Annotated in this window: 28 protein-coding genes and 1 pseudogene; 7 read left to right on the top strand and 22 right to left on the bottom strand. The window is 29.9% G+C overall.

The features are described from left to right. Positions 1–39: 39 nt before the first annotated feature. The 5 genes and pseudogenes from AC5YF9_RS03070 to AC5YF9_RS03050 all read left to right on the top strand — a co-directional run bounded on the left by AC5YF9_RS03070 (position 40) and on the right by AC5YF9_RS03050 (position 5938). Complete coding sequence (locus AC5YF9_RS03070) at positions 40–981, top strand: aspartate carbamoyltransferase catalytic subunit (protein ID WP_415304667.1); 942 nt, start codon at positions 40–42, stop codon at positions 979–981. Then, complete coding sequence (gene pyrC, locus AC5YF9_RS03065; protein WP_415304665.1) at positions 982–2268, top strand: dihydroorotase; 1287 nt, start codon at positions 982–984, stop codon at positions 2266–2268. A 2-nt stretch (positions 2269–2270) separates the two neighbouring features. After that, complete coding sequence (gene plsY, locus AC5YF9_RS03060) at positions 2271–2846, top strand: glycerol-3-phosphate 1-O-acyltransferase PlsY (RefSeq protein ID WP_415304663.1); 576 nt, start codon at positions 2271–2273, stop codon at positions 2844–2846. 37 nt (positions 2847–2883) lie between these two features. Further along, positions 2884–5474 (top strand): annotated as a pseudogene (gene topA, locus AC5YF9_RS03055) (type I DNA topoisomerase). Between the two features lie 2 nt (positions 5475–5476). Next, positions 5477–5938, top strand: a complete 462-nt coding sequence (locus tag AC5YF9_RS03050; RefSeq protein WP_415304660.1) for a RidA family protein — start codon at positions 5477–5479, stop codon at positions 5936–5938. Here the strand turns inward: AC5YF9_RS03050 and AC5YF9_RS03045 are convergent. Then, positions 5935–7233: a UDP-glucose dehydrogenase family protein gene (locus AC5YF9_RS03045; protein WP_415304658.1), complete on the bottom strand. Its 1299-nt coding sequence runs from the start codon at positions 7231–7233 to the stop codon at positions 5935–5937. The genes AC5YF9_RS03050 and AC5YF9_RS03045 overlap by 4 nt on opposite strands. Further along, positions 7230–8045, bottom strand: a complete 816-nt coding sequence (locus AC5YF9_RS03040) for a sugar phosphate nucleotidyltransferase (RefSeq protein WP_415304656.1) — start codon at positions 8043–8045, stop codon at positions 7230–7232. Before AC5YF9_RS03040 ends, AC5YF9_RS03045 begins: the two co-directional genes overlap by 4 nt. Positions 8046–8049: 4 nt before the next feature. Here AC5YF9_RS03040 and AC5YF9_RS03035 point away from each other — a divergent pair, with 4 nt between their 5' ends. Next, positions 8050–8892, top strand: a complete 843-nt coding sequence (locus AC5YF9_RS03035; protein ID WP_415304654.1) for a pantoate--beta-alanine ligase — start codon at positions 8050–8052, stop codon at positions 8890–8892. Here the strand turns inward: AC5YF9_RS03035 and mgtE are convergent. Then, positions 8889–10262: a magnesium transporter gene (mgtE, locus tag AC5YF9_RS03030; protein WP_415304652.1), complete on the bottom strand. Its 1374-nt coding sequence runs from the start codon at positions 10260–10262 to the stop codon at positions 8889–8891. The two genes, AC5YF9_RS03035 and mgtE, sit on opposite strands and share 4 nt — an antisense overlap. A gap of 61 nt (positions 10263–10323) precedes the next feature. Between mgtE and lipB the strand changes: the two genes are divergently transcribed. Next, on the top strand, positions 10324–10944 hold the full coding sequence (gene lipB, locus AC5YF9_RS03025) for a lipoyl(octanoyl) transferase LipB (RefSeq protein ID WP_415304650.1): 621 nt from the start codon (positions 10324–10326) through the stop codon (positions 10942–10944). On the opposite strand, the gene AC5YF9_RS03020 is transcribed toward lipB, so the two are convergent. From AC5YF9_RS03020 to rplP, 19 genes are read right to left on the bottom strand one after another with little or no spacing between them, the layout of a single operon-like run. Further along, the gene (locus tag AC5YF9_RS03020; RefSeq protein ID WP_415304648.1) at positions 10925–11839 is read right to left on the bottom strand and encodes an RluA family pseudouridine synthase; all 915 of its coding nucleotides are present in this window, start codon (positions 11837–11839) and stop codon (positions 10925–10927) included. The genes lipB and AC5YF9_RS03020 overlap by 20 nt on opposite strands. A gap of 24 nt (positions 11840–11863) precedes the next feature. Further along, positions 11864–12301 (bottom strand): 50S ribosomal protein L17, encoded by a 438-nt coding sequence (rplQ, locus tag AC5YF9_RS03015; RefSeq protein WP_415304647.1) that lies wholly within the window; start codon positions 12299–12301, stop codon positions 11864–11866. Further along, positions 12301–13329, bottom strand: a complete 1029-nt coding sequence (locus AC5YF9_RS03010) for a DNA-directed RNA polymerase subunit alpha (protein ID WP_415304645.1) — start codon at positions 13327–13329, stop codon at positions 12301–12303. The genes rplQ and AC5YF9_RS03010 overlap by 1 nt, the downstream gene beginning before the upstream one ends. 3 nt (positions 13330–13332) lie before the next feature. Then, positions 13333–13797, bottom strand: a complete 465-nt coding sequence (rpsK, locus tag AC5YF9_RS03005) for a 30S ribosomal protein S11 (RefSeq protein ID WP_415304643.1) — start codon at positions 13795–13797, stop codon at positions 13333–13335. Between the two features lie 7 nt (positions 13798–13804). After that, positions 13805–14188 carry a 30S ribosomal protein S13 gene (gene rpsM, locus AC5YF9_RS03000; RefSeq protein ID WP_415304641.1) on the bottom strand — a complete coding sequence of 128 codons (384 nt, stop codon included), beginning with the start codon at positions 14186–14188 and terminating at the stop codon, positions 13805–13807. A gap of 16 nt (positions 14189–14204) precedes the next feature. Next, a complete protein-coding gene (locus tag AC5YF9_RS02995) occupies positions 14205–14885 on the bottom strand; it encodes an adenylate kinase (RefSeq protein ID WP_415304639.1) in 681 nt (226 codons plus the stop codon). Positions 14886–14890: 5 nt separating this feature from the next. Then, positions 14891–16171, bottom strand: a complete 1281-nt coding sequence (gene secY, locus AC5YF9_RS02990; RefSeq protein WP_415304638.1) for a preprotein translocase subunit SecY — start codon at positions 16169–16171, stop codon at positions 14891–14893. A gap of 10 nt (positions 16172–16181) precedes the next feature. Then, positions 16182–16643 carry a 50S ribosomal protein L15 gene (gene rplO / locus AC5YF9_RS02985; protein WP_415304636.1) on the bottom strand — a complete coding sequence of 154 codons (462 nt, stop codon included), beginning with the start codon at positions 16641–16643 and terminating at the stop codon, positions 16182–16184. Further along, complete coding sequence (rpsE, locus tag AC5YF9_RS02980) at positions 16643–17155, bottom strand: 30S ribosomal protein S5 (RefSeq protein ID WP_415304634.1); 513 nt, start codon at positions 17153–17155, stop codon at positions 16643–16645. Before rpsE ends, rplO begins: the two co-directional genes overlap by 1 nt. A 2-nt stretch (positions 17156–17157) precedes the next feature. Next, entirely contained in the window at positions 17158–17514 is a 357-nt protein-coding gene (rplR, locus tag AC5YF9_RS02975) for a 50S ribosomal protein L18 (protein WP_496169943.1), read from the bottom strand. Then, positions 17514–18053, bottom strand: coding sequence for a 50S ribosomal protein L6 (gene rplF / locus AC5YF9_RS02970; RefSeq protein WP_415304630.1), 540 nt, complete (start codon positions 18051–18053; stop codon positions 17514–17516). Before rplF ends, rplR begins: the two co-directional genes overlap by 1 nt. Continuing rightward, on the bottom strand, positions 18053–18448 hold the full coding sequence (rpsH, locus tag AC5YF9_RS02965; RefSeq protein ID WP_415304628.1) for a 30S ribosomal protein S8: 396 nt from the start codon (positions 18446–18448) through the stop codon (positions 18053–18055). The genes rplF and rpsH overlap by 1 nt, the downstream gene beginning before the upstream one ends. Positions 18449–18458: 10 nt before the next feature. Continuing rightward, positions 18459–18764: a 30S ribosomal protein S14 gene (gene rpsN, locus AC5YF9_RS02960; protein ID WP_415304626.1), complete on the bottom strand. Its 306-nt coding sequence runs from the start codon at positions 18762–18764 to the stop codon at positions 18459–18461. 1 nt (position 18765) lies between these two features. After that, positions 18766–19320 carry a 50S ribosomal protein L5 gene (gene rplE / locus AC5YF9_RS02955; protein ID WP_415304624.1) on the bottom strand — a complete coding sequence of 185 codons (555 nt, stop codon included), beginning with the start codon at positions 19318–19320 and terminating at the stop codon, positions 18766–18768. After that, positions 19320–19568: a 50S ribosomal protein L24 gene (gene rplX, locus AC5YF9_RS02950; RefSeq protein WP_415304622.1), complete on the bottom strand. Its 249-nt coding sequence runs from the start codon at positions 19566–19568 to the stop codon at positions 19320–19322. Before rplX ends, rplE begins: the two co-directional genes overlap by 1 nt. Then, positions 19569–19937 carry a 50S ribosomal protein L14 gene (gene rplN, locus AC5YF9_RS02945; protein WP_415304621.1) on the bottom strand — a complete coding sequence of 123 codons (369 nt, stop codon included), beginning with the start codon at positions 19935–19937 and terminating at the stop codon, positions 19569–19571. Continuing rightward, on the bottom strand, positions 19934–20170 hold the full coding sequence (gene rpsQ, locus AC5YF9_RS02940; protein ID WP_415304619.1) for a 30S ribosomal protein S17: 237 nt from the start codon (positions 20168–20170) through the stop codon (positions 19934–19936). Before rpsQ ends, rplN begins: the two co-directional genes overlap by 4 nt. After that, positions 20163–20354, bottom strand: a complete 192-nt coding sequence (gene rpmC / locus AC5YF9_RS02935; RefSeq protein ID WP_415304617.1) for a 50S ribosomal protein L29 — start codon at positions 20352–20354, stop codon at positions 20163–20165. Before rpmC ends, rpsQ begins: the two co-directional genes overlap by 8 nt. A 1-nt stretch (position 20355) precedes the next feature. Beyond that, positions 20356–20766, bottom strand: a complete 411-nt coding sequence (gene rplP, locus AC5YF9_RS02930) for a 50S ribosomal protein L16 (RefSeq protein ID WP_271525610.1) — start codon at positions 20764–20766, stop codon at positions 20356–20358. Between the last annotated feature and the right edge of the window lie 2 nt (positions 20767–20768).

Raw genomic sequence — 20768 nt, 5'->3', positions numbered from 1 at the left:
TTGCCATAGTGATCGTTAATAGTTATAGAGTTAATTTTAATGGCAACCAAAATAAATAAAGCTATTAAGATTTCTCAAAAACACCTTTTAGGTATTCAAGATCTATCAATTAGTGATGTTAATCTCATTTTAGAAGAAGCTAAAAGCTTCATTAAATTAAATCAAAGTAAAAATAAAAGATTAAATGTATTAAATGGTAAAACTCAAATTAATTTGTTTTTTGAACCCTCCACTAGAACACAAAGTTCATTTGAATTAGCTGGAAAAAGATTAGGTGCAGATGTTATGTCAATGAACATGGCGAACTCTGCGGTTAAGAAAGGTGAAACACTAATAGATACCGCAATGACTTTAAATGCAATGCATCCAGATATAATTGTAATTAGGCACCAGGATTCCGGTGCATGTAATCTTTTATCTCAAAAAGTAAATTGTGCAGTACTTAATGCTGGCGATGGAAGCCGTGAACACCCTACTCAAGCTTTATTAGATGCTTTAACAATTATAAATCGTAAAAAAAAAATTGAGGGTTTAAGAGTTGCGATTTGTGGTGACATAACTCATTCACGTGTTGCAAGGTCAAATATTTATCTTCTAAATATGTTGGGTGCAGAAGTTAACATTATTGCACCATCAAACTTAATGCCAAAAGAAATAGAAAAGTTTGGCGTTAATACATTTACAGATATGAAAAAAGGTTTGAAAGATTGTGATATTGTGATGATGCTAAGGTTACAAAATGAAAGGATGACTAGTTCTTTCTTGTCTTCTAATAGAGAGTACTATGAATATTATGGACTAACTCCAGATAAGCTTGCTCATGCAAAAGATGATGCTTTGATTATGCATCCAGGTCCAATGAATAGAGGGATCGAAATTGATACAAAATTGGCAGATGACATTAACAGAAGCGTAATTAAGGAACAGGTTGAACTAGGTGTTGCAGTAAGAATGGCTTGTTTAAAAATATTTTGTGAATAAATGAAAAAACAATACTTTATAAATGCAAATATAATTGACCCTCACAACTCTATCAATGAGAACGGTGGATTAATTATTGGTGAAGATGGTTTGATTGAAGCTATTGGTAAAAAAGTAAATTCTAACAACATTCCATCAAGAGAAAAAGTAATAGATTTAAATGGCAAATATATATTCCCTGGTCTTGTTGATATGCGTGTCTTTGCAGGTGAACCTGGTTATGAATATAAAGAAAATTTTAGAACACTAAGCAATGCAGCACTTGCAGGAGGTGTTACTTCAGTTGTTACTATGCCTAATACGGATCCAATTATAGATAACGTTTCAATAGTAGATTTTTTAAAAAGACGTGGAAGAGACAAATCTAAAATTAATGTTTTTCCAAGTGCTGCTCTTACCAAAAATATTGAAGGTACTACCATGACTGAATTTGGTCTACTTCAAAATAGAGGAATAATTGGATTTACTGATGGAGTTAAAACAATTCAAAATACTAGACTGATGTCTCGTATAATGAACTCAGCTAAAGATTTAGGCACACTAATCATGCAGCATGCAGAAGATTATGATTTATCTAATAATGGCATGATCAACTCTGGAATTATTGCAACAAAACTAGGTTTATCCGGAATACCAGCTGTTGCAGAGAGAATAATTATTGAGAGAGATTTAACATTATTAGAAAATATTAAATGCAGATATCACATATCACAAATTTCTGCTGCAAAATCAGTTGAAATAATTAATGAAAGAAAAGATAAAGTTAAATTTACAACAGGAGTATCTATTAATAATCTTTCATTAAATGAAAATGATATTGGAGATTTTCGAACATTCTTAAAACTTTCTCCACCACTAAGAACAGAAGAAGACAGGATAGCTCTAGTTCAAGGCTTAAAGGATGAAACTATAGACGTCATTGTATCCGATCATAAGCCTGAAGATGAAGAGCAAAAAAGATTGACCTTTGCACAAGCTGCTACAGGTGCCTCAGGCATTGAAACTTTATTATCTCTTAGCTTGGAATTACACCACAACGGATCTGTAAAATTAGAAACTATCATTAAAGCCTTAACATCAAACCCTGCAAAAATATTGAAAATAAATAAAGGTAATCTTTCAATTGGTAATGATGCTGATTTTTGCATCGTAGATATTGATAAACCATGGATGGTTAAAAAAGATAAGCTTGTTTCAAAATCTAAAAACACCTCAATTGAAGACAAAAAGCTCCAAGGTAAAGTCACAAATACATTTGTAAAAGGTGAAGAACTATTTAAATTATAGCAATGGAATATTTAATTGTTGCATTAAGCTCATATTTATTAGGATCAATACCTTTTGGTTTTATACTTACAAAAATATTTTTAAAAAAAGATATTAGAGATATTGGCTCAGGAAACATTGGAGCTACAAACGCTCTTAGAACAGGTAATAAAACATTAGGCTACGCAACTTTATTACTGGATATAGCAAAAGCTGTATTGCCTGTTTTATATGTAAAATTTAATTATCCCGATTATATCTTTATTTCATCATTAAGCGCATTTTTAGGTCACGTTTTTCCAATATGGCTTAAGTTTAAAGGGGGCAAGGGTGTTGCAACATATGTTGGAATATTATTTTCTATAAACATACTTTTAGGTTTAGTATTTATTGTTAGTTGGGCTGTTACATTTCTTATTTCAAAATACTCATCACTTTCATCACTAGTTGGTAGTTTAATGGTTCCAATTTATTTAATAATTTTTGAAAATTATAATTCAATATTTTTTATAATAATGTTTGTGCTTATATTCTACACACACAGAGAAAACGTCAAACGATTGAAAAACAAAGAAGAAAGTAAGACTAAAATTTATTGATTTGACTATCTAAGTCTTTTAAGTAATTTGTTTAGTAATGAATCTTGTAGTCGTAGAAAGTCCAGCTAAAGCAAAAACTATCAATAAATATCTAGGTGATGGTTATATTGTGTTAGCAAGTTATGGTCATATTAGAGATCTTCCCTCGAAAAACGGTTCTGTTGATCCAGATAATAATTTTAAAATGGAATGGGAAGTGGATAGTTTTTCTAAAAAATATCTTAAAAAAATTACAGATGCAGCTAAAATTTCTTCAAAAATTATACTAGCAACTGACCCTGACCGTGAAGGTGAAGCGATCGCTTGGCATGTTAAAGAATATTTAAATGAGAAAAAATTAATTAAAGACAAAAATGTAGAAAGAGTTGTTTTTAACGAAATTACAAAAAAAGCAGTTATTCATGGAATTGAAAACCCACGACAAATCGAGCCACTACTTGTTGATGCTTATATGGCTAGAAGAGCCTTGGACTATTTAGTTGGCTTTAACATATCACCAATTTTATGGACAAAACTGCCTGGTTCTAAATCAGCAGGGCGTGTTCAGTCAGTTGCTTTAAAATTAATTACAGAACGAGAACACGAAATAGAGCTTTTTGATCCTGAGGAATTTTGGACTTTAAGTGTTCAATTCGACGATAATGCTAAAAATTCTATATTAGCAAGTATCACTCAATTGAATGATAAAAAAATTGAAAAATTTTCTTTTAAAAATAAAGCTGAAATTGATAAAGCAATTGAAGAAGTTAAATTTAAGAAATTTAATATAAATGACATCTCAAGCAAAGTTGTTAACAGAAACCCTTTAGGCCCTTTTACTACCTCTACATTACAGCAAGTTTCTTCTGGTAGACTAGGATTTGGAGCGTCACGAACAATGCAGATAGCTCAAAAACTTTATCAAGGTATAGAAATAGACGGTGAAACTATTGGTCTTATCACGTACATGCGAACAGATGGCACCAATCTATCTACAGACGCTATAGACACTTTCAGGAAATATATAAAAAATGAGTTTGGCGATGAATATATTCCAGATAATGCAGCAAGTTATTCTGGTAAAAAGGCTAAAAATGCTCAAGAAGCCCATGAAGCAATTAGACCTACGGATATTATGCGTGCACCAGATACAGTTAAAAAATATCTAAGTCCAGATCAACATAAATTATACGATTTAATTTGGAGTAGAGCCCTATCCTCTCAAATGAAACCCGCTCAATTTGATAGAAATACTATTACGATAAGTTCAGATGATAATGGAACAGTCTGTAAGGCTAGTGGCTCTGTTATTAAATTTGATGGTTTCTTAAAGGTTATGAAAGATACAAAAAAAGATGATGAAGATATTCTTCCTGAAATGAACAAAGGTCCTGTTAATATAGAGAGTCTATTAGATGAACAGCATTTTACACAGCCACCACCAAGATACTCAGAGGCAAGTTTAGTTAAGAAATTAGAAGAACTGGGTATTGGAAGACCTTCAACTTATGCAAGTATAATATCTGTTATATCTACTAGAGGGTATGCAGAGGCAATTAATAAAAGATTTCACCCAACAGATCGTGGTAAATTAATTTCTGCTTTTCTTGAAAAACTTTTTTCCAAATATGTTGACTATAACTTTACTGCAAGTTTAGAAAGCCAACTTGATGACATTACTACCGGTAAGGAAGGGTGGATAAAAGTTCTAGAGTTATTTTGGAAAGATTTTAATCAAAATGTGTCTGACGTTAAGGAAAAAAGAACTAGAGAAGTTTTAGATCTATTAAATGATAGCCTAGGTAATTTAATTTTTGAAAGAGATAAAGATGGAAGTATTAATAGGCAATGTAAGTTATGTGACAGTGGATCATTAAGTTTAAAAAATAGTTTTAGAGGTGGTGCTTTTATAGGTTGTTCAAATTATCCAGATTGTAAATTTACTAGACCTCTGTCTAAAGCTAAAGCAGCCGCTCAATCTCAACTAGGTGAACCAAAGTTTATAGGAAAACATGAAAATGGTAATGACATGTATCTTAAAAACGGAAGATTTGGCCCCTACTTACAGTATGAACAAATTGAGGAAATAAAAGAAGAAGTTATTGCTGAAACAAAAAAAAAAAGAAAACAAAAAAAAAGAAGATAGAAAAAGAAGACAATAATTTAAGAAATGTTTCTATACCTAAAGGAATTGCATTGAATAGTGTGGATCTGGATAGAGCTAAATTTTTGTGCTCATTACCTAAAAGTTTAGGTATTAACCCTGAAAATCAAAAAGATATAATATTAAATTCAGGAAGATTTGGCCCATATCTAAAATGTGAAAATAAATCAGCAAGAATTGAAAATGTTGAAGAAATATTTTCAATTGGTCTTAACAGGGCAATCACCCTAATAGCAGAGGCTAAGCCAGGTAGAATGTCTGCATCAATTATAAAAGATCTTGGGGAACACCCTGGGGACAAAAAACCTGTTAGAGTAATGAAGGGTCAATATGGGCCCTATATTAAGTATAAATCTCTTAATGCAACGATACCAGAGGAAAAAGACCCCTTAGAACTTAACATGGAAGAAGCTTTAATATTAATTGAGAAAAGAAAAGAATACGATAAAAATAAGAAATCAAAAAAAAAGAAAAAAGGTAAATAAATATGAATTTTGAAGAAAAAATTAAAGAATTAAAATTACAATTGCCAGAAGCAAGAGATCCAGTTGGATCATATGTAGCATCAAAGATTATTGGTAAAATGCTTTTTATATCAGGTCAAATTTCAACAGCGGCAAATGGTGATTTGATAAAAGGTAAAGTTGGAAGAGAATTAAAAACAGAAGATGGTTATGAAGCTGCTAAAAGATGTGGCTTAAATATAATTTCACAAGTTAAAAAGGCCTGCAATGATGATTTAACAAGAATTAAATCTTGTATAAAATTAACTGGATTTGTTAATTCAACAGAAAATTTTATAGAACAGCCTAAAGTAATAAATGGAGCATCTGATTTAATAGTATCAGTATTTGGTGATGCTGGAATGCATACACGAGCGGCTGTAAGCACAAATAGTTTACCTCTGGGTGTTTCTGTTGAAGTCGATGCTATTTTTGAATTAAATTAACAGCCAATAGCAAAATATCTAATTTTCTGCTTTTTCATTTTTGTTAATGAGTAAATATTTCTCATATCAAATATTGTGAACTTTTTTTTTATAATATTTTTTTTAAAATTTATTGATTTAAAATCATTCCATTCAGTGTGAATTATTATTAAATCTGAGTCTTTAATTGCTGAACTAATATCTTTTGAAAAACTAACATTCCTTATTTTCTTAAATTCTTTTTTTTCACCAGTGGGATCAAAGTAATTAATGACTGCACCATTCTTAATTAAAGAAGGTATCATACTTAAACAAGGCGAATCTCTCATATCATCTGTATTAGCCTTAAAAGTTACGCCTAAAAAACATATTTTTTTCTTTTTAATTTTACCTCTTAATATGTCGAAAATCCGTTTTAACAATAATGAAGATCTATTTTCATTAGATTTAATAACACTTTTAATAACAGATAAATTTGTTTTAAATTTATCAGCTGTAGTAGTTATAGCTTTAGTATCTTTTGGGAAACATGAACCACCATAAGCAGGACCAGCTCTCAAAAAACGTCCTCCAATTCTTTTATCTAAGCCCATACCAATAGAAATATCCTCAACATTAATGTCTAGTTTTTCACATAAATTTGCGAGTTCATTAATAAAAGTTATCTTAGTTGCTAAAAAAGCATTAGATGCATATTTTATTAGTTCAGCAGATCTTCTTGAGCTATTAACATACTTTGCTCCTTTTGATATTAACGGTGAGTAAAGATTTTTTAAAATTGTATTGGATTTTTTATCATTGCACCCAATTATAATTCTATCAGGATAAGTAAAGTCTCTTATGGCCTCACCTTCTCTTAAAAATTCTGGATTTGAAATTACAGAGAATAATTTCTTAGAAACTTTTTGCGAAATAATCTTTTCAATCTCATCGCCTGTTGTTACAGGCACGGTTGATTTAGTAATAATAATTTTAAATTTAGATATAGAAGATCTAATTTCTTTAGCGACATCAAATATTTGACTTAAATCTGCAGCACTGCCATTTTTTTTAGTAGGAGTACCAACACAAATGAAAACAATATCTGACTTAGAAATAGAGTCTTTTAAATTTGTTGAAAACTTTAATCTATCATTTTTATAGTTTTTTAGAACAAGCTCGTCTAATCCGGGTTCATATATCGGAATAATACCTTTTTTCAAATTTTCAATTTTTTTTGTATCACGATCCACACAAATAACATCGTTACCAAGATCTGAAAAACAAACACCACTAACCAACCCTACATATCCAGTGCCAATCATACATAATTTCATTTTTTAACTATCTCCAAACCTGAATTAATGTAGCCTTTCATTGTTCCACAATCTAAATATTTACCAGAAAAATTATGGCCAACAAATTTATTATTCTCATTAATCAATGATTGTATTGCATCAGTAATATGAATTTCCCCACCTTTGTTTGGTTTAAGGTTGAGTAATTTACTAAAAATTGTTTTAGGTAATATATACCTTCCAATAACAGCCTTCGTAGAAGGTGCTTGTTTAATAGTTGGTTTTTCTACTACACTTTTAATAATGAAATTCATATTGTCAATTTTCTTTTTAATATCATAAATACCCCATCTTGAAACTTCATTTTTATTAACTTTCATGCTGGCCATAACAGATGAGTTAAATTTTATGTGTGTAGCAATCATGGATTTTGAGCAATTGTGTTTAATGATTAAATCATCCGGTAACAACATAAGAAAATAATTATCTTTTATAAATCTTCTGGTTTTAAGCACCGCATCTCCTGTGCCAAGCGGTTTGTCCTGAAAAACAAATTTAATCATTTTTTTATATTTCAAGATTTTTTTATATTCCTTTATAATGCGAGAATCTTTTTTACGTTTAATAATATTCTTATAAAACTTATCATTATAAAAATATTTTTTAATCATTAATTTCTTTTTTGATATGATAAAAATAACTTCTTTAATTCCAGCTTCAATGCATTCGTCAAGAATATACTCTATACCGGGCTTGCCGTTGATGGGTAAAAGTTCTTTTGCGAAAACACTTGTTAATGGAAGCAGTCTTGTTCCAAGTCCTGCTAAAGGAATTATAGCTTGTTTAATCATATAAATGTTTTACTTATTAATATTATTATTACAAATGAAATTAATAAAACAAATAACTGATTTAAATAAGGCAATTAATAAAGAGAAAAGATTAGGGTTTGTTCCTACAATGGGTAGCCTACATAAGGGTCATGAAGCTCTTATAAAAAAATCACAAAAAAAGTGCAAAAAAACTATAGTTACTATTTTTGTTAACCCGACACAATTCAATAACAAAAAGGACTATAAAAATTACCCCAGATGCTTAAATAAAGATCTTAAGATTCTTAAAAGATTGAAAGTTGATTTTGTATATCTACCTACTGTAGCACAAATTTTTAATGAACAGTTGCCTAAAACTTTATTAAATAAATCACAAAAGATAATGTGTGCAAAATTTAGAAAAGGTCACTTTGAAGGTGTGCTTGACATTTTGAATCGTTTTGTAAAAATAATATCACCAATGTACATGTTTATGGGTGAAAAAGATTATCAGCAATTTTTTTTAGTTAAAAACTTCATTGAAAAAAATTCTAAAACTAAAGTTTATTGCTGCAAAACTATTAGAGATTCAAATATGATCGCTTTATCATCAAGAAATAACTTATTAAACAAAACTAATCTTAATACGTTAAAGATAATTACTAATAAATTACTCATCTTAAAAAAAAAAATTTATAAAAATAAAAAAAAATCCAAAACACTATTACCTTTAATTAAAAAAAATTTAATTAAAGAGTATCATGTTAAGATTGAATATTTAGAGTGTCGCAATATAGTTAACTTAAGCACAAATATTAACACTAAATCGTTTAAACTTTTTGTAGCTTATTATTTAAATAATGTAAGATTAATAGATAACTTTTAAAGAAAATAAGCACTCACACCTAAGAACGACACAAACCCAATAACATCGGTTATCGTAGTTACAAATACACTAGATGCTATAGCGGGATCAATATCCATTTTTTTTAAAGTTATTGGAACTAAAATTCCAAATAATCCAGCCACTATCATTGTGACAATCATTGACATAGAAATAATCATTGAAAGTAGGGAATCTTGGAACCAAATTTGCACAACAAGTGCACTAATTGTTGCAAAAATAATACCATTCAAAATGCCTATGTTAAATTCTTTTAAAATATTCTGAGAAAAATTATTTTTTGTTAAATCATTTGTTGCTAAAGTTCTAACTGTAACAGCTAATGTTTGCATGCCAGCATTACCACCCATAGAAGCAACAATCGGCATTAAAAAAGCTAAAACAACCATCTGTTCTATTGTTGCACCAAATAAACTAATGACCCAAGTTGCAAGAAATGCAGTGAAGAGATTTAGTAGAAGCCAGTTAAATCTTCTTTTAGTTTTTTTAAGAACACCATCTGTAATTTCTTCATCACCTACACCAGCTAACCTTAAGGCATCTTCTTCTGCTTCTTCCTTTAAAACAGTTAAAACATCATCATACATAATCATGCCAACTAATTTATTTGTTTTGTCAACTACAGCAGCAGAATTTAAATTATAATTCTCAAAGACATTACCAACTTCTTCTTTATCCATATCAACTGGTATAAGCAATTGAGACTCAGACATAATGGAAAGCATTTTTGTATCTCTAGAAGTTGTTAAAACCTTAGATGATGGAACCGTTCCAATAGGTTTAAAACCCTCATCGACAATAAAAATTTCTAAAAACTCTTCAGGTAAATCCTTGTTTTCACGTAAATAGTCAATTGTTTGTCCTACTGACCAATTGCTAGGTATGGCTGTAAATTCACGCTGCATAATCCTTGCAGCAGTGTCTTCTGGGTAACTTAGACTTTCAAGTAACGCAAAACGATCTTTTGGAGGTAATGAGCTTAAAATATCATTTTTATCTTTTTCATCTACGTTTTCTAAAATCGCAATTGCATCATCTGACTCTAGGTTTTTTAAAAGTTTAACAATTGAATCTGAAGAAAGGTAAGCAATAATTTCAGATTGAACGGATTCATTAAGTTCAATAAAAACCTCAGGATCTATATTAAAATTATTAAGTTTTATTAAGCTTTCTCTATCATTTTGACCAAGATGTTCAATAATGTCAGCTGCATCAGCTGGGTGCATTTCATTAAATGAATTTGTAATAAATTGAGCGTCGTTATTAGTAATTTTATTTTTAACAACTTTTAAATATTCTTTATTAAACTCAAAATTTACTTTTTTATCTTTTATTTTTTTTATTAAAGACATAAATTTACCTATAAATCAATTTTGCACTCTTAGTGCATAATAAGAATAATACAATTTATAAATGAATATAGAAATTAAAAAGTCAATAAACCCAGTAAAATATGATATTGCAATAAAAATTTTGGAAGAAAGATTGCTGGATATAAATAATAACAAAAAAAGTGATTTAATTTGGCTCCTAGAACATGAAGAAATATATACAGCTGGCAATAACTATAAAGAAGAGGAAATTTTAAATAAAGAAATAAACATAATTAAAACTAATCGTGGTGGCAAAATAACCTATCATGGTCCTGGACAATTAATTTGTTATTTTGTCATAGATTTAAAACAAAGAAAAAAAAATATTAGAAAATTTATAACTTTAATCGAGAAAACAATTATTGAAAGCTTATTTGAATTTAACATTAAATCATTCGGTGATCCAAAAAATATTGGTATTTGGGTTGGTGATAAATCCAATATTAAGAAAGTTGCAGCAATTGGTGTGCGTGTTAGCAAATGGATTGCATATCATGGATTTGCAATTAATATTAATAATGATCTTACAAAATATCAAAGTATCATTCCATGCGGAATTTCAGATAAAGGTGTAACAAATCTCAAGTCTATAAATAATCAAAACTATAATGTTTTGGGTGATGTAATTATTGAAAATTTTACTAAGAACTTGGGAATCTAAGTCTTTTAGTCTTTAAAAGTTTTTTGAAATAATCTGGCAAGAGTGCTGTGTAAGTATATTTTTTATCCTTAATCATGAATTTAATTTGATAAGAATGAAGCATTAAATTTTTATTAATAGCTTTATCTGTATTGCTAAATTTATATTTTTGATCTCCATAAATTGGTGAACCTATTGCATATAATTGTTTTCTAAGCTGATGTTTTCTGCCAGTTATTGGTTTCATTTCAACCAAACTACAAATAGAATTTTTGTCTAAAACTTTATATGTGGTTCTTGCTTTTTCTATTATTTTTTTATCATTATCATATCTAGTAAGGTCATCATTCCATTCACCAGAAACTTTTTGTAATTCACCATGACATATTGCTAAATAAGTTTTGTGAACTTTTCTTAATCGAAATAGAGATGTTAACAATTGTGCTGCTTCCCTATGTTTAGCCATTATAAAAACACCTGAAGTATCTTTATCTAATCTATGAACTGAAAAAGGTTTTGTGTTTTGAAAAATATCGCTACGTGCAAAAATATCTACAAGATTTTTTTTAGATTTAGTTCCACCTTGAACTGATATACCGGAGCTTTTATTCAATACAATGAAGTCATCATTATTATCAATTATTAAATCTTCGTTCTCTTTAATGACTTCTTCAGATGGTGCAAATTTAATTGTTTTTTGAACAATTGTTTCTTTAAAATCAAAATTAAATAGATCAACAATATCTCCTGTTTTTACTTTGTGAGAGCTTTTTACTTTTTTATTATTGATCTTGACCTTTCCACTTTTTAAACTTTTTTCAATTAACCCTTGTGGGTAATTGCCAAGCTTATTCCGTATCCATCTATCAATACGCATATCGTTATACGTTGAATCAACGTTAAATGACTTTTTCATGATGATATAATTTTATATAAAAAATTAAGCAGTAGCTAATTTTTTTTCTTCGTTTTGATCTTTAGTTGGTTCTTTTTTCTTTCTGTCTACTCTTTTTGCTTCAACATCTCTATCAACAAATTCAATTACTGCCATAGGTGCATTGTCACCATATCTAAAACCAGCTTTGATAATTCTGGTATATCCACCATTTCTTTTTTCATATCTTTTAGACAAAGTTTTTGTAACCTTGCGAGCTGAAGTGATGTCTTGCAATTTAGTCATCAACATCTTTGTTGTTAGTAAGGTTTCTTTTTTCCCTAATGTAATGATCTTATCAGCTTGAGGTTTTAGGAATTTAGCTTTTGGAAGTGTAGTAGTAATCTGTTCATATTTGATTAAGGAATTTAACATATTCTTTAACAGTGCTTTTCTATGCTCAGAAGTTCTATTTAACTTCTTATTAGCCATTCCGTGTCTCATTAGATTTGCTCCTCTAACTTCTTAGACATTTCAGCTATATTCTCTGGTGGCCAATTTGGAATTTCCATGCCCAAATATAAGGACATTGCAGTTAGAACTTCTTTTATTTCATTTAAAGATTTTCTACCAAAGTTTGGAGTTCTAAGCATCTCACCTTCTGATTTTTGAACGAGATCTCCTATATAAATTATGTTATCATTTTTTAAACAGTTCATAGAACGAACTGATAATTCTAACTCATCTACTTTTCTTAAAAGATTTTTGTTAAACTCAGGCTCAGTTGAAACTTCTTTAACTGGAGCTTCTACAGGTTCATCAAAATTGACAAACATATTAAGTTGATCTTGGAAAATTCTTGCAGAATATGCGACTGCATCTTCAGCTGAAATTGAACCGTTTGTCTCAACTTCCATGGTTAACTTATCGTAATCCAGAGCTTTTCCCTCTCTAGCAGTGCTTATAGCGTATGAAACCTTTTTCACTGGACTGTACAATGAATCTATTGCAATCAAACCTAGAGGTGGTTCTTCTGGCTTATTCATTACAGCAGGCACATAACCTTTTCCAGTTCCAACATTCATTTCCATGTGAAAATGAGTATTTTCATCTAAATTGCAAATAACTAAATCAGGATTTAAAATCTCAATATCTGTAACAGCTTCTATATCAGAAGCTTTAATTTCGCCCGGTCCCTTTGCATCTAAAATAAGTTTTTTAGCACTATCAGAAGAGCTTTTTAATGCTAAAGATTTAACGTTTAAAACTATGTCTGTCACATCTTCTCTAACACCTTTAATAGATGTAAATTCATGTAGCACTCCATCAATTTGAATTGATGTTACAGCAGCACCTCTAATAGATGAAAGCAGAATTCTTCTTAAAGAATTACCTAAAGTTAAACCATAACCTTTTTCTAATGGCTCAGCTATAATTTTAGCTTGTGATTTGTCATCACTAATTTTAACATCTAATTGAGCTGGTTTAATTAATGCTTTCCAATTTTTAGCATTTACATTTAAACTTTCCATTTACTAAACTCTCCTTTTTTTTGGTGGTCTTACGCCGTTATGTGGCATTGGTGTTGTATCTTTTATTGAAAGAATCTTAAATCCTTTCGCTTGTAATGCTCTTAAAGCAGTTTCTCTTCCTGACCCAGGTCCCTTAACCTGTACAGTTAATGTCTTCATTCCATACTCTAAAGCTTTAGACCCAGCAGAGTCTGCAGCAACCTGAGCAGCATAAGGAGTTGATTTTCTCGAACCTTTAAAACCTTTTTGTCCAGCCGATGCCCATGAAATAACATTTCCATTAGTGTCAGCTATTGAAATTATTGTATTATTAAAAGTTGATTGTACATAAGCAATACCATTAAGAATATGTTTCTTAATTTTTTTCTTTTTTGAATATGAACTTTTTTTAGATTTTTTATCTACTTTTTTTTCAACTTTTTTTTCTATAACAGAATCTAAATTTTCTACTTTATCTACTTTGGCCATAAATTAATTATTTTTTAAGTGGTGTTAATTTTTTACCTGCAATTGCAATAGCCTTACCTTTTCTAGTTCTAGCATTACATCTTGTTCTTTGTCCTCTAACTGGAAGTTTTTTTCTATGTCTTGATCCTCTATAACATGCAAGATCTATTAATCTTTTGATAGTTAATGAATAGTCTCTTCTAAGGTCGCCTTCTACTTTAAAATTTGCATCAATATATTCTCTAATTTTTAAAATATCATCATCTGTTAATTCGTTAATTCTTTTTGCAGTAGGAATTTCTAATGAAGTACAAATCTGATTTGAAAACCTATCACCTATACCATAGATGTACGTTAGACCTATGTGGACAAGTTTGTTTTGGGGAATGTTTACACCTGCTATACGAGCCATATTTTTGAGAATAAATTTAGCCTTTTATATAAGAAGATGTTCTAAAGTCAACGCCTTTAACATTAAGAACATCATTGATTTTATTGTTAATTTGCTCAATTTGAGAAGCTCCATCAATTTCTGTGAAATTTGCATTTTTTGAGTAAAAATCTAGGATTGGTTTGGTTGTTTCCATATAAGTCTCATATCTGGCTACAACTACATCAAAATTATCATCTTTTCTCCTCTTAAGGAACTCTTTACCGCATGGGTGTAGCTCAATTTCCTCTTTATTAAAAAATTCATTTAAAGTCATATTACATTTATCACATGTCATCCTGCCCATAATACGTTTTTCAATAATGTCTTTTGAAACATTTAAAAAAATTATATGACCAATAGTTTGGTCAAACTCAGCTAAAATTGATTCTAAATTATTAGCCTGTTTGATATTTCTAGGGTATCCGTCGAAAATAATTCGATCTCTAAATTTAAGATTCGTAATAGATTGTTTTAGCAATATATTCACTGTTTCATCAGAAACGAATTTGCCATTAGATATTAATTTTTCTATTTCAACACCAAGAGCTGTTTTTAACTTAACCTCTTCTCTTAAAATGTTACCAGTTGATAATTGAAAGTAGTTATATTTTTTTACAATAAATTGTGCTTGTGTACCCTTACCAGCTCCAGGAGGACCAAATAAAATTATATTCACAAATATTATTTACCAAATTTAGTTTTTTTAATTAATTGCTCATATTGGGAACTCATTAATCTAGTTTGTATTTGGGTTACTGTATCAATGGCAACAACAACAACAATTAAAATTGAAGTACCACCTAGGTAGAAAGGTATTGGGTAATTCGCTATTAAAAACTCTGGCATCAGACATACAATGGTTAAATAAAGAGCTCCTATTGTTGTAAGTTTAGTTACAATTTTTTCTATGTATAGAGCTGTATTTTCACCAGGTCTAATCCCTGGGACAAAACCACCATATTTTCTTAAATTATCAGCAGTTTCTGTTGGGTTGAAAGTAATTGAGGTGTAGAAAAAAGTAAAAAATATTATTCCTGATGCGTATAGCAACATATAAAGAGGTTGGCCTTGTGTGAAGTATGAACTTATATTTAATAGTGCATCATTATCTGAAAAACTAAAATTAGAAAAAGTTACAGGCAAGAGTAATAAAGCTGATGCAAAAATTGCTGGTATAACACCTGCTTGGTTAATCTTTAAAGGTAAATGAGAAGATTCACCACCATACATTTTATTTCCCATTTGTCTTTTAGGGTAATTTATCAGAATTTTTCTTAATGCTCTTTCCATGAAAACAATGAACATGATTGATCCAACTAATAATACAAATATTGCAATAATCATAATTGTAGATACAGCACCAGTTCTACCTAATTCAAATGTTGTTACTAATGCTCTTGGTATTTCAGCAACAATTCCAGCAAAAATAATCAATGAAATACCATTACCAATACCTCTTTGAGTTATCTGTTCACCAAGCCACATTAAAAACATTGTTCCAGCAACAATAGTTGAGACTGCTGTTATCGTAAAAAATAACCCTGGATTAATAACCAAATCTGCTGAAGACTGTAAACCAATAGATAAACCATAACCTTGAACAGTGGCTAATAAAACGGTTCCATATCTTGTTATTTGAGTAATTTTAGCCCTACCCGTTTCTCCCTGAGCTTTTAAATTTTTAAAATAATCAGACACGCCAGTTAATAACTGAACAATAATAGATGAGGAAATGTATGGCATTATTCCTAGTGCAAAAATTGCCATTCTACTTACAGCACCTCCTGAAAAAACATTAAACATTCCAAGTAAGCCTTTTTGATTGCCGCTCATCATGGTTTGTAACTGTTCTGGATCAATACCTGGAATGGGCACAAAAGTACCAAATCTGTAAATTGCTAAAATGAATATTGTAAAAATTATTCTATTTTTAAGATCATTAGTTTGAGAAGATGAGCTCATAATATCTTAATTATTTTTTTAATTGTATTGTGCCGCCAGCTTTCTCTAATTTAACTACAGCAGATTTTGATATCAAATCAGCTTCAATACTAACCTTGTCGTTAATATCTCCTGTACCAAGTATTTTTAATTTTTGCGAATTTTTATTGATCAATTTTAACTTTTTAAGTAAAGCGATGTTTATTACTTCACTTGAATTGATAGTTTTTTCATTAATATAAGATTGTATTTTTTGAAGATTCATTATTGCTATGATATCTTGATATCTTTTAATAGCATTAAATCCTCTTTTGGGTAACCTTCTGTATAGAGGCATTTGACCACCTTCAAAAGCTTTGATGGCAACACCAGATCTCGATTTTTGACCCTTAACTCCTCTTCCTGAAGTTTTACCTTTTCCTGATCCAATACCTCGACCAACTCTCATTTTTTTTTTATATAAAACTTTACCAGTAGTGTTTAATGTGCTCATTATCCTCTTTTTTCAATTACGTCAGAAATTTTTTTATTTCTAATTGTTGCTATATGTTTTGGTGAATTTTGTTTTGAAAGTGCTTTCATGGTAGCTCTTATCATGTTGTGAGGGTTTGATGTTCCCATAGATTTAGCGACGATGTCTTTAATTCCTAAAACTTCACAAACAGCTCTAACGGGTCCTCCAGCAATAATTCCAGTTCCCTTAGGTGCAGATCTTAAAATAATTTTACCAGCACCATCTTTACCATAAACATCATGATGAATAGTTCTTCCTTCTCTTAGGGGAATATGAATTAAAACTCTTCTAGCATTTTCATTTGCTTTTTTAATGGCATCGGGAACTTGTTTAGCTTTTGCGTGAGCTACACCAATTTTACCAGCTTGATTTCCTACAACAACTAGTGCTGAAAAACCAAATCTACGACCACCTTTTACAACTTTTGTAATTCTGTTAATATGAACTAGTTTTTCTAGAATACCGTCGTCATTTTTCTTTTTAAAATCCATAATTAAAACTCCATCCCATTTTTACGTAACGTTTCAGCGAATGCCTTGACTCTACCATGATATTTATAAACTCCTCTATCAAAATAAATCTTTGTTATTTTTTTCTCGACAGCTTTTTTTGCTAGCTTTTCAGCAACAATTTTAGAAATGTCTGTTTTGTTAACTTTAGCCATAGCTTTGATATCTTTTTCAACAGAAGATGAAGAAAGCAAAGTAATATTTTTCACATCATCAATAATTTGTGCTGATATATTTTTCAAAGATCTTGAAATACTCAATCTGAATCTATCAGGAGAAGAAACTTTTTTAACTTTATTCGTTACTCTAAATTTTTTTCTATCTATAGCATTTAATTTCATTATTTTTTCTTTCCTTCTTTTCTTAATATATACTGACCTTTTTCTCTAATACCTTTACCTTTATAGGGCTCTGGTTTTCTAAAAGATTTAATTTTTGAACAAACCATACCAACTTGTTGTTTGTCAGATCCGCTTACTTTAACAGTGGTCTGTTTTTCAACAACAATTTTAATTCCTTCTGGTATGTCAAAATTTATATCATGACTATAGCCAAGTTGAAGGTTTAATTGTTTTTCTTTTAATGCTGCTCTATATCCAACACCTACTAGCTCGAGTGTTTTTTCATAACCAGTAGAAGATCCAATAACGGCATTATTAATTAAACTTCTATTCATTCCCCATAGTCTTTTTGAATTTTGGTCAACTTTTTTTGGTTTAATAGATATTTCTTTTCCTTCAGTGATATCAACATTAAACATTTCTAGATCAACATTAAGAGATTTTTTGCCTAATGGACCTTCTATATTAAGAACACTACCAGATAGTACTGCTTTAACTTTTTCAGGGATTGAAATATTTATTTTACCAATTTTAGACATTAAAATACCTTACAGATTATTTCGCCACCAACTTTTTGTTTTCTAGCATCGACATCAGTCATAACGCCTTTTGGAGTAGAAACTATTGCAACACCAAGTCCACCATTGATTTTTGGCAAACTATCAGCGCTTGAAAAAATTCTCCTACCAGGCTTTGATACTCTTTCAAAAGTACTGATAACTGGATTTCCTGAATAATATTTTAGATCAATAGATAAAACCGGTTTTTTGTCTGCATTATCAATCTTATATTCTTTAATAAATCCCTCATTTTTCAAAATATCTGCAATTTTTACTTTAAAGTTAGAAGATGGCAGTGCAACTTTTTTATGATTTCTCACTAAAGCATTTTTAATTCTTGCTATCATATCCCCAATTGGGTCACTTAAACTCATATATTCCTTTCTACCAGCTCGACTTCGTCATACCTGGAATTAATCCATGTAATCCCAAGTCTCTTAAGGCTATTCTTGATATTTTTAATTTTCTGTAAACACCATGTGGTCTTCCAGTAATTTGACACCTATTCATCACTCTATTTTTTGCTGAGTTTCTAGGTAAATTAGATAATTTTTGTTGTGCTTTGAATCTTTCTTCAAGAGAAATCTTCTTATCCATAATAATTTTTTTCAGTGCTAGTCTTTTTTTAAAAAGCCTATCTGAAAGTTTAATTCTTTTATCATTTTTTTGAATTGCACTTACTTTAGCCATTTTAATTGTCTCCTTTTTTGATAAATGGAAAATTTAATTTTTCTAGAAGAGCAAAACTATGATCTTTATTCATGGCAGCTATTACAACAACCACATCCAGACCTCTAATTTTGTCTATTCTATCAAAATTAACTTCGTGAAAAATTATATGTTCCTTAATTCCAAAAGTATAATTACCAAATTTGTCAAAACCTTTAGGTGACAGCCCTCTAAAATCTTTAATTCTAGGTAAGGCAATGTTGACTAGTCTATCAACAAATTCATACATTTTGTTTCCTCTTAAAGTAACTTTTAAACCTGCGTTAGTGCCTTTCCTTGTTTTGAAGTTAGCAACAGATTTCTTAAATTTTGTAACTGTAGGTTTTTGTCCTGTAATTTTTCCTAAATCTTCTTCAGTAGATTTCATAATTTTAGCATCAGCACCATCAAGACCTAAACCCATGTTAATAACAACTTTAAGAAGTTTTGGTCCTTGAAAAGTATTTTTAAAACCTAATTGCTCTTTAAGTGCAGGCTGAATTTCTTTGTAATAAAGTTCTTTTAATCTTGGTGTCATTATTTTTTAGCCTCTGTTTTTTTAATTTTTTCTTTAGCATCAGCAAGTGCAAGGTTAGAAATATGTATAAAGCTTTCTTTAGAAATAATTCCACCTTTTTTTTCTTTTGTAGTTTTAACGTGTTTTTTCACAATATTAATTCCTTGAACTTTTGCTCTGTTATTAGGTCTGTCTATCTCTATAACTTCACCTTCTTTTTTTTTATCTCTTCCAGTTAATACTTTAACTTTAGAACCTTTTTTAATCATTTATAATACCTCAGGAGCCAATGAAATTATCTTCATTTGACCTCTATTTCTTAATTCTCTTGTAACTGGACCAAAAATTCTGGTTCCAACTGGCTCACCCTTGTCATCAACTAAAACAGCAGCATTGTTATCAAATTTAACTTTTGATCCATCTTCTCTATGAATTCCATATTTAACACGAACCACAACAGCCTTGTGTACTGAACCTTTTTTAACTTTACCTTTAGGTATTGCCTCTTTTACAGCAACAACAATTGTGTCACCAATGCTAGCATATCTTCGCTTAGATCCACCCAGAACTTTAATACATTCAATTCTTTTTGCACCAGTGTTGTCTGCGACTAACATTTCTGTTTGTACTTGTATCATTTAGAACCATCCATTACTTGAAATTTTTTATTTTTAGAGAAAGGTTTGCATTCAATTATTGAAACAGTATCTCCTGTTTTAAATTTATTGTTTTCATCGTGAGCATTATATTTCTTTTTAACTTTAACAACTTTTTTTAGTACAGGATGTGAGTATTTTCTTTCTACTGCAACAGTGATAGTTTTATTCGGTTTATCACTAGTCACTACCCCTGTTAATATTTTTTTAGGCATTTAATTTTCCCCTTAGTATAGTTTTTAATCTTGCTATCGTTTTTTTTGTTTGTCCAATTTTTGATGGATCCTTAATTTCAGAGTTAATTCTTTGAAATCTAAAATTAAACAAATCTTTTTTCAATTTATCTATATTTTTTAAAACCTCATCTTTAGATAATTTTTTAATTTCTTGTTTTTTCATACTATGCAAATCTTTTTATAAATTTAGTTTTAATTGGTAATTTTGCAGATGCTTTATAAAGCGCTTCTTTTGCAATTGCTTCTGAAACTCCATCAATTTCAAATAAAATTCTACCTGGTTTAACTCTGCATGCCCAATATTCAGGAGCACCCTTACCTTTACCCATACGTACTTCAACAGGCTTCTTAGAAACTGGAATATTTGGAAAAATTCTAGTCCAAACACGACCTTGTCTTTTCATATGTCTAGTTAAAGCAACTCTTGCAGCCTCAATTTGTTTTCCAATAATTCTTTCGGGTGCCATTGCTTTTAATGCAAATGAACCGTAGTTAATCTTTGCAGCTCGAGTGGCTGTTCCATGAATTCTACCTTTGTGTGCTTTTCTATATTTTGTTCTAACCGGTTGTAACATAA

The sequence above is a fragment of the Candidatus Pelagibacter sp. uisw_098 genome (genome assembly GCF_059512505.1).
Note: the sequence above shows the minus strand (reverse complement) of the source record. Positions and strands in the feature narration are given on the sequence as shown.

What these genes read in the sequence shown, in the direction of transcription:
- AC5YF9_RS03070 (WP_415304667.1), top strand. Translation starts at nt 40, where the DNA reads ATGGCAACCAAAATAAATAAAGCTATTAAGATTTCTCAAAAACACCTT.
- pyrC (WP_415304665.1), top strand. Translation starts at nt 982, where the DNA reads ATGAAAAAACAATACTTTATAAATGCAAATATAATTGACCCTCACAAC.
- plsY (WP_415304663.1), top strand. Translation starts at nt 2,271, where the DNA reads ATGGAATATTTAATTGTTGCATTAAGCTCATATTTATTAGGATCAATA.
- AC5YF9_RS03050 (WP_415304660.1), top strand. Translation starts at nt 5,477, where the DNA reads ATGAATTTTGAAGAAAAAATTAAAGAATTAAAATTACAATTGCCAGAA.
- AC5YF9_RS03045 (WP_415304658.1), bottom strand. Translation starts at nt 7,233, where the DNA reads ATGAAATTATGTATGATTGGCACTGGATATGTAGGGTTGGTTAGTGGT.
- AC5YF9_RS03040 (WP_415304656.1), bottom strand. Translation starts at nt 8,045, where the DNA reads ATGATTAAACAAGCTATAATTCCTTTAGCAGGACTTGGAACAAGACTG.
- AC5YF9_RS03035 (WP_415304654.1), top strand. Translation starts at nt 8,050, where the DNA reads ATGTTTTACTTATTAATATTATTATTACAAATGAAATTAATAAAACAA.
- mgtE (WP_415304652.1), bottom strand. Translation starts at nt 10,262, where the DNA reads ATGTCTTTAATAAAAAAAATAAAAGATAAAAAAGTAAATTTTGAGTTT.
- lipB (WP_415304650.1), top strand. Translation starts at nt 10,324, where the DNA reads ATGAATATAGAAATTAAAAAGTCAATAAACCCAGTAAAATATGATATT.
- AC5YF9_RS03020 (WP_415304648.1), bottom strand. Translation starts at nt 11,839, where the DNA reads ATGAAAAAGTCATTTAACGTTGATTCAACGTATAACGATATGCGTATT.
- rplQ (WP_415304647.1), bottom strand. Translation starts at nt 12,301, where the DNA reads ATGAGACACGGAATGGCTAATAAGAAGTTAAATAGAACTTCTGAGCAT.
- AC5YF9_RS03010 (WP_415304645.1), bottom strand. Translation starts at nt 13,329, where the DNA reads ATGGAAAGTTTAAATGTAAATGCTAAAAATTGGAAAGCATTAATTAAA.
- rpsK (WP_415304643.1), bottom strand. Translation starts at nt 13,797, where the DNA reads ATGGCCAAAGTAGATAAAGTAGAAAATTTAGATTCTGTTATAGAAAAA.
- rpsM (WP_415304641.1), bottom strand. Translation starts at nt 14,188, where the DNA reads ATGGCTCGTATAGCAGGTGTAAACATTCCCCAAAACAAACTTGTCCAC.
- secY (WP_415304638.1), bottom strand. Translation starts at nt 16,171, where the DNA reads ATGAGCTCATCTTCTCAAACTAATGATCTTAAAAATAGAATAATTTTT.
- rplO (WP_415304636.1), bottom strand. Translation starts at nt 16,643, where the DNA reads ATGAGCACATTAAACACTACTGGTAAAGTTTTATATAAAAAAAAAATG.
- rpsE (WP_415304634.1), bottom strand. Translation starts at nt 17,155, where the DNA reads ATGGATTTTAAAAAGAAAAATGACGACGGTATTCTAGAAAAACTAGTT.
- rplR (WP_496169943.1), bottom strand. Translation starts at nt 17,514, where the DNA reads ATGAAATTAAATGCTATAGATAGAAAAAAATTTAGAGTAACGAATAAA.
- rplF (WP_415304630.1), bottom strand. Translation starts at nt 18,053, where the DNA reads ATGTCTAAAATTGGTAAAATAAATATTTCAATCCCTGAAAAAGTTAAA.
- rpsH (WP_415304628.1), bottom strand. Translation starts at nt 18,448, where the DNA reads ATGAGTTTAAGTGACCCAATTGGGGATATGATAGCAAGAATTAAAAAT.
- rpsN (WP_415304626.1), bottom strand. Translation starts at nt 18,764, where the DNA reads ATGGCTAAAGTAAGTGCAATTCAAAAAAATGATAAAAGAATTAAACTT.
- rplE (WP_415304624.1), bottom strand. Translation starts at nt 19,320, where the DNA reads ATGACACCAAGATTAAAAGAACTTTATTACAAAGAAATTCAGCCTGCA.
- rplX (WP_415304622.1), bottom strand. Translation starts at nt 19,568, where the DNA reads ATGATTAAAAAAGGTTCTAAAGTTAAAGTATTAACTGGAAGAGATAAA.
- rplN (WP_415304621.1), bottom strand. Translation starts at nt 19,937, where the DNA reads ATGATACAAGTACAAACAGAAATGTTAGTCGCAGACAACACTGGTGCA.
- rpsQ (WP_415304619.1), bottom strand. Translation starts at nt 20,170, where the DNA reads ATGCCTAAAAAAATATTAACAGGGGTAGTGACTAGTGATAAACCGAAT.
- rpmC (WP_415304617.1), bottom strand. Translation starts at nt 20,354, where the DNA reads ATGAAAAAACAAGAAATTAAAAAATTATCTAAAGATGAGGTTTTAAAA.
- rplP (WP_271525610.1), bottom strand. Translation starts at nt 20,766, where the DNA reads ATGTTACAACCGGTTAGAACAAAATATAGAAAAGCACACAAAGGTAGA.